General features: G+C 66.6%; 13 protein-coding genes. 8 read left to right on the forward strand and 5 right to left on the reverse strand.

Going from position 1 to position 10,160, the window contains the following annotated elements; all coding sequences use genetic code 11:
• The 4 genes from ACFE77_RS14970 to aroQ all read right to left on the reverse strand — a co-directional run.
• A partial coding sequence (locus ACFE77_RS14970) for a P-II family nitrogen regulator (RefSeq protein ID WP_375422459.1) occupies positions 1 to 122 on the reverse strand: 122 nt, incomplete at its 3' end.
• Between the two features lie 319 nt (positions 123 to 441).
• Positions 442 to 1,791 carry an acetyl-CoA carboxylase biotin carboxylase subunit gene (gene accC / locus ACFE77_RS14975; protein WP_375422448.1) on the reverse strand — a complete coding sequence of 450 codons (1,350 nt, stop codon included), beginning with the start codon at positions 1,789 to 1,791 and terminating at the stop codon, positions 442 to 444.
• A 4-nt stretch (positions 1,792 to 1,795) separates the two neighbouring features.
• On the reverse strand, positions 1,796 to 2,284 hold the full coding sequence (gene accB / locus ACFE77_RS14980; RefSeq protein WP_375422449.1) for an acetyl-CoA carboxylase biotin carboxyl carrier protein: 489 nt from the start codon (positions 2,282 to 2,284) through the stop codon (positions 1,796 to 1,798).
• Positions 2,285 to 2,298: 14 nt separating this feature from the next.
• The gene (gene aroQ, locus ACFE77_RS14985) at positions 2,299 to 2,724 is read right to left on the reverse strand and encodes a type II 3-dehydroquinate dehydratase (protein ID WP_375422460.1); all 426 of its coding nucleotides are present in this window, start codon (positions 2,722 to 2,724) and stop codon (positions 2,299 to 2,301) included.
• Between the two features lie 129 nt (positions 2,725 to 2,853).
• Between aroQ and thiS the strand changes: the two genes are divergently transcribed.
• The 3 genes from thiS (at position 2,854) to ACFE77_RS15000 (ending at position 4,814) form a co-directional block, all read left to right on the forward strand.
• Positions 2,854 to 3,861: a sulfur carrier protein ThiS gene (gene thiS / locus ACFE77_RS14990; protein WP_375422450.1), complete on the forward strand. Its 1,008-nt coding sequence runs from the start codon at positions 2,854 to 2,856 to the stop codon at positions 3,859 to 3,861.
• 96 nt (positions 3,862 to 3,957) lie between these two features.
• Entirely contained in the window at positions 3,958 to 4,128 is a 171-nt protein-coding gene (locus tag ACFE77_RS14995) for a CsbD family protein (RefSeq protein WP_375422451.1), read from the forward strand.
• A 182-nt stretch (positions 4,129 to 4,310) separates the two neighbouring features.
• A complete protein-coding gene (locus ACFE77_RS15000; RefSeq protein ID WP_375422452.1) occupies positions 4,311 to 4,814 on the forward strand; it encodes a GAF domain-containing protein in 504 nt (167 codons plus the stop codon).
• A 2-nt stretch (positions 4,815 to 4,816) separates the two neighbouring features.
• Here the strand turns inward: ACFE77_RS15000 and ACFE77_RS15005 are convergent, their stop codons facing one another.
• Positions 4,817 to 6,460: a thiamine pyrophosphate-binding protein gene (locus tag ACFE77_RS15005; protein ID WP_375422453.1), complete on the reverse strand. Its 1,644-nt coding sequence runs from the start codon at positions 6,458 to 6,460 to the stop codon at positions 4,817 to 4,819.
• 89 nt (positions 6,461 to 6,549) lie between these two features.
• Between ACFE77_RS15005 and ACFE77_RS15010 the strand changes: the two genes are divergently transcribed.
• The 5 genes from ACFE77_RS15010 to ACFE77_RS15030 all read left to right on the forward strand — a co-directional run.
• Positions 6,550 to 7,464 carry an SMP-30/gluconolactonase/LRE family protein gene (locus ACFE77_RS15010; protein ID WP_375422454.1) on the forward strand — a complete coding sequence of 305 codons (915 nt, stop codon included), beginning with the start codon at positions 6,550 to 6,552 and terminating at the stop codon, positions 7,462 to 7,464.
• An 80-nt stretch (positions 7,465 to 7,544) separates the two neighbouring features.
• Entirely contained in the window at positions 7,545 to 8,252 is a 708-nt protein-coding gene (locus tag ACFE77_RS15015; RefSeq protein WP_375422455.1) for a CoA transferase subunit A, read from the forward strand.
• Positions 8,252 to 8,812 carry a hypothetical protein gene (locus tag ACFE77_RS15020; protein WP_375422456.1) on the forward strand — a complete coding sequence of 187 codons (561 nt, stop codon included), beginning with the start codon at positions 8,252 to 8,254 and terminating at the stop codon, positions 8,810 to 8,812. Before ACFE77_RS15015 ends, ACFE77_RS15020 begins: the two co-directional genes overlap by 1 nt.
• Complete coding sequence (locus ACFE77_RS15025; RefSeq protein ID WP_375422457.1) at positions 8,812 to 9,447, forward strand: CoA transferase subunit B; 636 nt, start codon at positions 8,812 to 8,814, stop codon at positions 9,445 to 9,447. The genes ACFE77_RS15020 and ACFE77_RS15025 overlap by 1 nt, the downstream gene beginning before the upstream one ends.
• Positions 9,448 to 9,537: 90 nt before the next feature.
• On the forward strand, positions 9,538 to 10,160 hold a 623-nt coding region (locus tag ACFE77_RS15030; RefSeq protein WP_375422458.1), incomplete at its 3' end, for an aconitase family protein.

A 10,160-nucleotide genomic window follows, 5' to 3' on the forward strand; every position in this document is an offset into this window, starting at 1 on the left:
CCCTTCTGCCGGCCGAAGCCCTTGGCCTCGGTGACGGTGATGCCGGACACGCCGATCTCGTGGAGTGCTTCCTTCACCTCATCCAGCTTGAACGGCTTGATGATGGCTTCGACCTTCTTCACGACTGATGTGCCCCCTTGCGTCAGAGCGACGCCCCACGGGCGCCTTGCACCAAGCGTGCCAGCACCCGCCCCTTCGGGCAACACGTGATTTAGATGATTTTGCTGCCCGCGAATCGGGCAGATCGAGGGTGCTGCCTGCTTGTGGTGCAGAGGTAGTGTGGATGCGACCTGGTCAAGCCATTCCTCCCCGGAACGGGGAGGGGGACCGCTCGGCTTCAGCCGAGTGGTGGAGGGGGATCGCCGCGGACGCTCCGCTTGGGGAGGCCCCCCTCCGTCACCGCTGCGCGGCGCCACCTTCCCGTGCTGGGGAGGATTGATGTCAGTCCTGCTTGGCCAGCCATTCCTCGAGCCACTTGATCGTGTACGCACCGTCCTGGAACTCAGGATCGTCGACCAGTGCGCGGTGGAGCGGAATCGTCGTGGTGACGCCTTCGATCACGAACTCTTCGAGCGCGCGGCGCAAGCGGCGGAGCGCGCCGTTGCGGGTGGTTCCGTAGACGATCAGCTTCGCGATCATGCTGTCGTAATAGGGCGGCACCCGGTAACCGGCGTAGAGCCCGCTGTCGACCCGGACGTGCATGCCGCCGGGGGCATGGAACAGCTTCACCAGGCCCGGCGAGGGCGAGAAGGTGCGCGGGTCCTCGGCGTTGATGCGACATTCGATGGCATGGCCGCGGAACTGGACGTCCTGTTGGCGCAGCGTGAGGGGATGGCCTTCGGCGACGCGGATCTGTTCGCGCACCAGGTCGAGGCCGGTGATCATCTCGGTCACCGGGTGCTCGACTTGGAGACGCGTGTTCATCTCGATGAAGTAGAACTCACCGTCTTCCCACAGGAACTCGATCGTGCCGGCACCGCGATAGCCCATGTCGGCCATCGCCTTCGCGACGATCCCGCCCATGCGGTCGCGCTCTTCGGGCGTGATGATCGGGGAGGGGGCCTCTTCCAGCACCTTCTGATGGCGGCGCTGGAGCGAGCAGTCGCGCTCGCCGAGGTGGATCGCGTTGCCCTCGCCGTCGCCGAATACCTGGAACTCGATGTGGCGCGGGTTGCCGAGGTATTTTTCCATGTAGACGGTGGCGTCGCCGAACGCCGCCTTTGCCTCGGTGCCGGCCTGCTGCATCAGCGTTTCGAGCTGATCTTCCGACGTGCACACCTTCATGCCACGACCGCCGCCGCCGGATGCCGCCTTGATGATCACCGGATAGCCGATGTCCTCGGCGAGCCGCTTCGCCTCCGCAATGTCCGAGATCGCGCCGTCGGACCCGGGGACCAGCGGCAGCCCGAGCGCGCCCGCGGTGCGCTTGGCCTCGACCTTGTCGCCCATGGTGCGGATGTGTTCGGGCTTCGGCCCGACGAAAATGATGTTGTGGAGCTCGACGATCTCGGCGAACCGCGCATTCTCGCTGAGGAAGCCGTAGCCCGGGTGGATCGCGTCCGCCCCGCTGATCTCGGCAGCGGAGATGATGTTCGGAATGTTGAGGTAGCTGTCGGTCGCGGCGGGCGGCCCGATGCAGATCGCCTCGTCGGCCAGACGAACGTGCATCGCGTCGGCGTCGGCGGTGGAGTGCACCGCGACGGTCTTGATTCCCATCTCGTGGCAGGCGCGATGGATGCGCAATGCGATCTCGCCGCGATTGGCGATCAGCAGCTTCTTGATCTGGGGCATGAAGCTACTCGACCACCACGAGCGGCTGATCGAATTCGACCGGCTGGCCGTTCTCGACCAGCACCGCGCGGACCACGCCTGCCGCCGGGGCGACGATCGGGTTCATCACCTTCATCGCTTCGACGATCACCAGCGTGTCGCCAGCGGCGACCGACTGGCCGATGCCGACGAACGCCTTCGCGCCGGGTTCGGCGGAGAGGTACACGGTGCCGACCATCGGCGACTTGACCGCATTAGCGGCCAGCGCTGGCGCCGACGCGCCGACCTCGGCCGCGACGGAAGCGGTCGCGGTCGGTGCGGCCATAGGGGCCGGCGGCGGGGCGGGCGCATAATGCGCGGGTGCCGAGATCGCGGCGGCCTTGCGCGCGACGCGGATCTTGCGATCGCCGTCCTCGACTTCGATCTCGGTCAGCTGGGTGGAGTCGAGCAGTTCGGCGAGCTGGCGGACGAGCTCGACATCGACCTGCATGGAGCCCTCTTTGGTATCGGTCATGGACCAGCCTCCTGTCAGAAGCGTGCGGCTGCTTCAAGCGCGAGCAGATAGGAAAGCGCACCGAAACCCGCGATCGTTCCGCGTGCGGCCTGTCCGACCAGGCTGACGTGGCGAAACGCCTCACGCGTGTGCGGGTTTGAAAGGTGGACCTCGATCACCGGGGTCTTCACACCCCTGATCGCGTCGTGGATCGCGACCGAGGTATGCGTGAAACCGCCGGCGTTGAGCAGCACCGCCCTGCAGGACCGCGCTTGCGCCTCATGCAGCCAATCGACCAGATGTCCCTCGTGGTTCGATTGGCGCAGGTCGATCTCAAGCCCGAGTTCGCGGGCGCGATCGTCGAGCTGCCCGGCGATGTCGTCGAGCGTGTCGTGGCCGTAGATCTCGGGCTCGCGGACGCCGAGCAGGTTCAGATTGGGGCCGTTGAGGACCATGATCATGTCGGACACGCGGCACCTCCCGGTTGCGGGGCTTGGCGGTGGCCCCCTATATGGCTCGGGTCCCATACAAGCTGGTGTCCCGGGAAGTCGAGGCACGAGCCCGCCACATACATCAATGGTGAGATCCCGATGCCGCATGCCGATGGAACCGTCTCGATCACCGTCAATGGCGAGCACAAGCGCGTCGCCGCGGGCATGACGATCGCCGCGCTCGCGAGCGAACTCGGGCTGGTGCCGGAGAAGATCGCGGTGGAGCGCAATCTGGAGGTCGTGCCGCGATCGACGCTGGGCGAGGTGATCGTCGACGATGGCGACGATCTGGAGATCGTCCACTTCGTCGGCGGCGGCGATCATGTCCGTGCGATCGACGAGGATCGCTGGACGGTGGCGGGGCGCAGCTTTCGCTCGCGGCTGATCGTCGGCACCGGCAAGTACAAGGATTTCGCGCAGAACGCCGCCGCGCTGGAGGCGTCGGGGGCGGAGATCGTCACGGTCGCGGTGCGGCGGGTCAACGTGTCCGATCGCAGCGCGCCGATGCTGACCGACTATATCGATCCGAAGAAGGTGACGTACCTGCCCAACACCGCGGGCTGTTTCGATGCGGACAGCGCGATCCGTACGCTGCGCCTCGCGCGAGAGGCGGGGGGCTGGGACCTCGTCAAGCTGGAGGTGCTGGGCGAGGCGAAGACGCTCTACCCCGACATGGTCGAGACGCTGCGCGCGACCGAGGTGCTCGCCAACGAAGGCTTCCTGCCGATGGTCTATTGCGTCGACGATCCGATCGCGGCGAAGCGGCTGGAGAATGCGGGCGCGGTCGCGATCATGCCGCTGGGTGCGCCGATCGGATCGGGGCTGGGGATCCAGAACAAGGTGACGATCCGCCTGATCGTGGAAGGCGCCGGGGTGCCAGTGCTGGTCGATGCGGGCGTCGGCACCGCGTCCGACGCTGCGGTAGCGATGGAGCTGGGCTGCGACGGCGTGCTGATGAACACCGCGATCGCCGAGGCCAAGGACCCGGTGATGATGGCGAGCGCGATGCGCGCCGCCGTCGAAAGCGGGCGGCTCGCCTATCGCGCGGGACGAATGGCGCAGCGCCGCTACGCGGACCCGTCGAGCCCGCTCGCGGGGTTGATCTAAAGCATTAACATGGAACCGGTTTGCTCGCGGTCCGTTTTACATCCGCGATATACGACGGACCGAACCCGGGCCGCCGCCACCGCGATGGAGAACATCATGGGCGAGCTAATCGACAAGATCAAAGGCAACGTCAACGAAGCCGTCGGCAAGGCCAAGCAGAACAGCGACAACCCCGACACGCGTGCCGAAGGTGCGGAGCAAGAGGGCACGGGTAAGGCCCAGCAGCTCGGCGGCAAGATCAAGGGCGCACTCGGCGACGACATCTGACTGCTCATTGGGTTCGGTAGACCGGACCGGCTAAAGACCTAGACAGCGGGCGTTCCGTCTTTCCCTTGCGGCTTTGGCTGCAGGGAGAGGTCGGAGCGCCCGTTTTGCGTACCGAGCCTCACCCGGCGACCGCGCACGGGCATCATCTTTGCACCGGAATGGTTCCGCGGTAAGATGTGGAGGTGATCGACGAGCCAATCTCCCCACGCGACACCGATCGCGATGTCAGGGCGTTGCGCGACATCCCGCGGATCGCGGCGATACTCGACGAAGTCTGCCGTATTACGCGTATGGGATTTGCGGCGGTGGCGCGGGTGACCGACGAGCGTTGGGTCGCGTGCCAGGTCGCGGACCGCATCGAATTTGGCCTTCAGCCCGGCGACGAACTCGTGCTCAAGACAACGATCTGCAACGACATCCGCGCGAGCGGAAAGGCAGTGATCATCGATCATGTCGGTGACGAGCCGAACTGGCGGACGCACCCCATCCCGATGCTATATGGCTTTGAGAGCTATGCTTCGTTCCCGATCACGCTCGAAGATGGGCAGTTCTTCGGCACGCTGTGCGCGATCGATCCCGAGCCCCGATCGTTGCGCTCGCCCGAGCTGGTGTCGATCCTGGAGCGGTTCGCGCGCGAGATCGCGGGGATCGTCGTAGTCTCGCGAGCTGGTGTCCTGTCAGCGTAGCGCTAGTCGCCGCGTAGCTTCGACAGCGTCGTCGCGGCGCTGATCGCCTCTACATCCGTCTTGACGTGGAGCAGGCGAACTCCCGGCACCGCCAGCGCCTCGCGCAGGCGCGGCTGGAACTCCTCGGTTCGCTCGACGGTCGCCGCCCAGCAGCCATAGGCTCTCGCGAGCGCCGCGAAATCGGGGTTGGTCAGGCCGGTGCCCGCGACGCGGCGCGGGAACTCGCGTTCCTGATGCATGCGGATCGTGCCGTAGGCGCCGTTGTCCACAACGATCACGAGCATGGTCGCCCCGTGCTGGACCGCGGTGGCCAGTTCCTGCCCGTTCATCAGGAAACAGCCGTCGCCCGCCAGCGCGACCACCATCCGTTCCGGGTGGCGCAGCGACGCGGCGACCGCGGCGGGGACGCCGTATCCCATCGCACCTGCGGTGGGCGCCAGCTGGGTGCCCGGCCCGGCATAGGGCCAGTAGCGGTGCCACCAGCCCGAATAATTACCGGCGCCGTTGCAGATGATCGTGTCGGCGGGCAGCAACTCGCGCATCGTTGCGACGCAGGGGCCGAGGTCCGTCGCCAGATCGCGCGGCTGCGGCGTCGACCAGGCGAGCCAATCGGCATGCGCCTCCGCCCCCGCGGCGTGCGGCGGGCCCTCGATCGTGGTCAGCGCCTCGGCGAACGAGATCATGTCGGCGCAGATCGCAAGATCGGTGCGGTAGGTCATCCCCAGCTCGTTCGGGTCGGGATGGACGTGGACGAGGCGCTGGCCGGGATGGTCCGGGGTGATCAGCGTATAGCCGTCGGTGGTCGCCTCGCCGAGCCGCGGGCCGACCACCAGCAGCAGATCCGCGTCCTTGATCCGCGCTACCAGCTTGGGATTGGGGCCGTAGCCGAGGTTGCCGGCATAGGCCGGACAATCGTTGGGGATGGCATCCTGGCGGCGGAATGCGGCGGCGACGGGGATGCCGGTGCGATCGGCCCAGCTCGCGAAATCCTGCGACGCGACCAGGCCCCAGCCTGCGCCACCGACGATCGCCACCGGGCGTTCAGCGGTCGCGAGCAGATCCGCGAGATGCTCCATCGCATCGGCGTCGCACCCCTGTGCGACCGGCGCGACTCGCGGGCGATCGACCGCTGCGACCTGATCGAGCAGCATGTCTTCGGGTAGCGCGAGCACGACCGGGCCGGGCCGGCCACTGGTGGCGACGGCATAGGCCCTCGTGACATATTCGGGGATGCGCGCGGCATCGTCGATCCGTGCCGCCCATTTCGCCACGGGCGCGAACATCGCCGCGAAGTCGATCTCCTGGAACGCCTCGCGGTCGCGCGTGCCGCGATCGACGTCGCCGATGAACAGGATCATCGGCTGCGAATCCTGCATCGCGACATGCACCCCGATCGAGGCGTTGGTCGCGCCCGGTCCGCGAGTGACGAAGGCGACCCCCGGGCGATGCGTCATCGCGCCGTCCGCGCACGCCATGAACGCGACTCCGCCCTCCTGCCGGCAGACGACGAGGTCGATCGCCGGGGTGTCGTGCAGCGCGTCGAGTACCGCGAGGAAGCTCTCGCCGGGCACGGTGAAGATGCGCTCGCAGCCTTGCGCGAGAAGCTGGTCGACGAGGATGCGACCGCCGGTGCGGGGATTGATCATCCCGACCTTTTGCCCGTCCGCCGACGCGAAGTCGATTGCGGCAGGGTCGCTTTTCGGCAGAGTGGCGCAAACACGATCGGGAGAGCGAGATGGCCGACTTCATCACCGTCGCGGACGGACTGCGCTTTCCCGAAGGCCCGGTGTGGCTGCCCGATGGCAGCATCGTGCTGGTCGAGATCGCGGCCGGCCGGATCACGCGGATCGCGGCCGACGGCAGCAGATTCGTGGTGGCGCAGCCCGGCGGCGGGCCCAACGGGCTGGCGATGGGGCCGGATGGCAAGCTTTATTGCTGCAACAATGGCGGCTTCAACTGGCACGAGGCGGGCGGCTTTCTCGCGCCCCATGGGCAAGCCGACGATTATAGCGGCGGGCGGATCGAACGCATCGACCTCGTCACGGGTGAGGTCGAGACGCTCTACGCCGACGGCGATTTCGGGTGCGCGCTGCGCGGCCCGAATGACATCGTGTTCGACGGAGAAGGCGGCTTCTGGTTCACCGATCACGGCAAGACCCGGGCGCGCGAGCGTGACGTCACCGGCATCTTCTATGCGAAGGCGGACGGTAGCCATCTCGCGGAAATCGTGTTCCCGAGCGAGAACCCCAACGGCGTCGGCCTGTCGCCGGACCGGCGCACGCTCTATGCGGCCGAGACCTATACCTGCCGGCTGATGAAGTTCGCGATCACCGCGCCGGGCGAGGTGGATGCCACCGCCGGGCTGGGCGGGCCGGGCACGCCGCTCTACCGGCCCGCCGGGTACAAGTTCTTCGATTCGCTCGGGGTCGAGGCGGGCGGCAACATCTGCGTCGCGACGATCGGCGAAAGCGGGATCAGCGTCGTCTCGCCCGAGGGCAAGCTGGTGGAGTTCGTCGCGACGCCCGACGTCTTCACCACCAACATCTGCTGGGGCGGGGTGGACATGATGGACGCGTACATCACGCTGTCGGGCAGCGGACGGCTGGTGAAGACCCGGTGGGCGCGGCCGGGGCTGGCGCTCGCCTACTGATCGACTTCGGCGCCGGCCGTCACGGTTGACCCCGGCGCTCGCCGCTGGCTATCGCCGCGGCAACGCAGGAGAAGGCCCGTATGAAGAAGCTCTATGCCGATGCCGCCGCCGCGCTCGACGGCGTGTTGTTCGACGGGATGACGATCTGCGCGGGCGGGTTCGGCTTGTGCGGGATTCCCGAGCGGCTGATCGACGCGATCCAGGCCGCGGGCACGCGCGACCTGACGATCGCCAGCAACAATGCGGGGATCGACAACGAGGGCCTCGGCAAGCTGCTGCGCAGTCGCCAGGTCAAGAAGATGATCTCGAGCTATGTGGGCGAGAACAAGGAGTTCGAGCGGCAATATCTGTCGGGCGAGCTCGAGGTCGAGTTCTGCCCGCAGGGAACGCTCGCCGAACGCTGCCGCGCTGGCGGGGCGGGGATCCCGGGCTTCTATACCAAGACCGGGGTCGGCACCCAGGTTGCCGAGGGCAAGGAAGTGAAGGCGTTCGACGGCGAGGACTATATCCTCGAACGCGGCATCCGTGCCGACCTGTCGATCATCAAGGGCTGGAAGGCCGACGAGAGCGGCAACCTCATCTTCCGCAAGACCGCCCGCAACTTCAACCAGCCGATGGCGACCGCCGGGCGCATCTGCGTCGCCGAGGTCGAGGAGGTGGTGCCCGTGGGTTCGCTCGACCCTGACCAGATCCACCTGCCGGGCATCTATGTGAAGCGGATGATTCTTGGCGCGCCGTACGACAAGAAGATCGAGTTCCGCACCGTGCGCGAACGGGAGGTCGCGTGATGTTTGCAGCCGCGATGACTCTCGCCATCATGATGCAGGCGCCGACGAGCGCGCCGGCACAGGAACCTACCGACGATGCGATCGCTGCGATCGCACTGCCCGAGGCGCAACTTCGCGGCATGCTTGCGCGGACGGTGTTCTCCACCCAGACCATGGCGATGGGGGCGTTTACGCTGGGGATTCCTGAAGCATGTGCCGTGACCCGGCCGGCGTTCGAACAGGCGGTGCAGACCGAACTCCCCCGCTGGCGCGCCAATTTGATCCAGGCGTACCGGACGACCGTGCCCAAGGACACGCTTGCTGCCGCGGCGGCTGGGGGGGCGACGAATGGTAGTCCACTGCTGTTGCCGCATTTGAGCGCGATCGGATCCGCGATGCAACTCGCCAGCGAACCGGTGTTGAAAGAGGCGGCGGCGCTGGTGCTTACGTCGGTCATGACCAAGGCGGGTCAGGCAGACCTGTCCAAAGTCGATAAGACGAAGCGCATGGACGAAATGAAGCAGGCGATGGCTGACGGAAGTTTGTTCTGTGGGCTGCAACCCACTGGTGGAGCGAATTGATGGCGTGGGACCGCAACCAGATGGCCGCGCGTGCCGCGCAGGAGCTGCGCGACGGGTATTACGTCAACCTCGGCATCGGCATCCCGACGCTGGTCGCTAACAATATCCCTGCGGGGATGACGGTGACCTTGCAGTCGGAGAACGGCATGCTCGGCATCGGGCCCTTCCCCTATGCGGGCGAGGAGGATCCGGACCTGATCAATGCAGGCAAGCAGACGATCAGCGAGCTGCCACAGAGCGCCTATTTCGGCAGCGAACAGAGCTTCGCGATGATCCGCGGCGGGCATATCGACCTCACCGTGCTCGGCGCGATGGAGGTGAGCGAGGGCGGCGACATCGCCAACTGGATGATCCCGGGCAAGATGATCAAGGGCATGGGCGGCGCGATGGATCTGGTCGCGGGCGTCAAGCAGATCATCGTGGTGATGGACCACAACGCCAAGGACGGCAGCCCCAAGTTCATCCCCGCCTGCACGCTGCCACTGACCGGCAAGAACGTCGTCGACATGATCGTCACCGATTTGGCGGTGTTCCAGCGGCCCGACCACGCATCGCGGTTCAAGCTGATCGAGCTGGCGCCGGGCGTGACCGCGGACGAGGTGGCGTCGAAGACGACGGCGGCGTATGATAGCTGAATGACCGGCGGCGGCGACATTCCGAGGTGGAGGCGGCTCCCGCGCGAACCGGTTTCGCTTGGTGCCCATCTAGGTTAATAGCGCCCGATCATGGCAAGCCGTCCCCTCACCCTGTACGAGAAGATCTGGCACGCGCACGTCGTCGAGCGTCGCGATGACGGGACATGCCTGATCTATATCGACCGGCATCTCGTACACGAAGTCACCAGCCCGCAGGCGTTCGAGGGATTGCGTGCGGCAGGGCGACGGGTGCGGCGGCCGGATCTGACGCTGGCGGTGCCCGATCACAATCTGCCGACGACGCGGCGCACCGACGCCGCGGGGCGGGCATTGCCGATCGCCGATCCGGAGAGCGCGCAGCAGCTCGACGCGCTGAGGCAGAATACGCGCGAATTTGGAATCGACTATATCGATGCCAATGCGCCCGAGCAGGGAATCGTCCACGTCATCGGGCCGGAGCTGGGCTTCACCCTGCCGGGGACGACCCTGGTGTGCGGCGACAGTCATACCTCGGCGCATGGCGCACTCGGGGCGCTCGCGTTCGGGATCGGCACCAGCGAGGTCGAGCATGTGCTCGCCACCCAGACGCTGTTGCTGTCGCCATCGAAGACCATGGAAGTGCGGGTCGACGGCACACTCGGCTTCGGGGTCAGCGCCAAGGACGTGATCCTGTCGATCATCGGCAAGATCGGCGCGGCGGGCGGCACCGGCCA

Source organism: uncultured Sphingomonas sp. (genome assembly GCF_964243315.1).
GTDB lineage: Bacteria > Pseudomonadota > Alphaproteobacteria > Sphingomonadales > Sphingomonadaceae > Sphingomonas.

Excerpts from the sequence above, each read along its gene's own strand:
- ACFE77_RS15025 (WP_375422457.1), top strand. The coding sequence starts at position 8,812 with ATGGCGTGGGACCGCAACCAGATGGCCGCGCGTGCCGCGCAGGAGCTG.
- ACFE77_RS15020 (WP_375422456.1), top strand. The coding sequence starts at position 8,252 with ATGTTTGCAGCCGCGATGACTCTCGCCATCATGATGCAGGCGCCGACG.
- aroQ (WP_375422460.1), bottom strand. The coding sequence starts at position 2,724 with ATGATCATGGTCCTCAACGGCCCCAATCTGAACCTGCTCGGCGTCCGC.
- ACFE77_RS15015 (WP_375422455.1), top strand. The coding sequence starts at position 7,545 with ATGAAGAAGCTCTATGCCGATGCCGCCGCCGCGCTCGACGGCGTGTTG.
- ACFE77_RS15010 (WP_375422454.1), top strand. The coding sequence starts at position 6,550 with ATGGCCGACTTCATCACCGTCGCGGACGGACTGCGCTTTCCCGAAGGC.
- ACFE77_RS15005 (WP_375422453.1), bottom strand. The coding sequence starts at position 6,460 with ATGATCAATCCCCGCACCGGCGGTCGCATCCTCGTCGACCAGCTTCTC.
- ACFE77_RS14995 (WP_375422451.1), top strand. The coding sequence starts at position 3,958 with ATGGGCGAGCTAATCGACAAGATCAAAGGCAACGTCAACGAAGCCGTC.
- accC (WP_375422448.1), bottom strand. The coding sequence starts at position 1,791 with ATGCCCCAGATCAAGAAGCTGCTGATCGCCAATCGCGGCGAGATCGCA.
- accB (WP_375422449.1), bottom strand. The coding sequence starts at position 2,284 with ATGACCGATACCAAAGAGGGCTCCATGCAGGTCGATGTCGAGCTCGTC.
- thiS (WP_375422450.1), top strand. The coding sequence starts at position 2,854 with ATGCCGCATGCCGATGGAACCGTCTCGATCACCGTCAATGGCGAGCAC.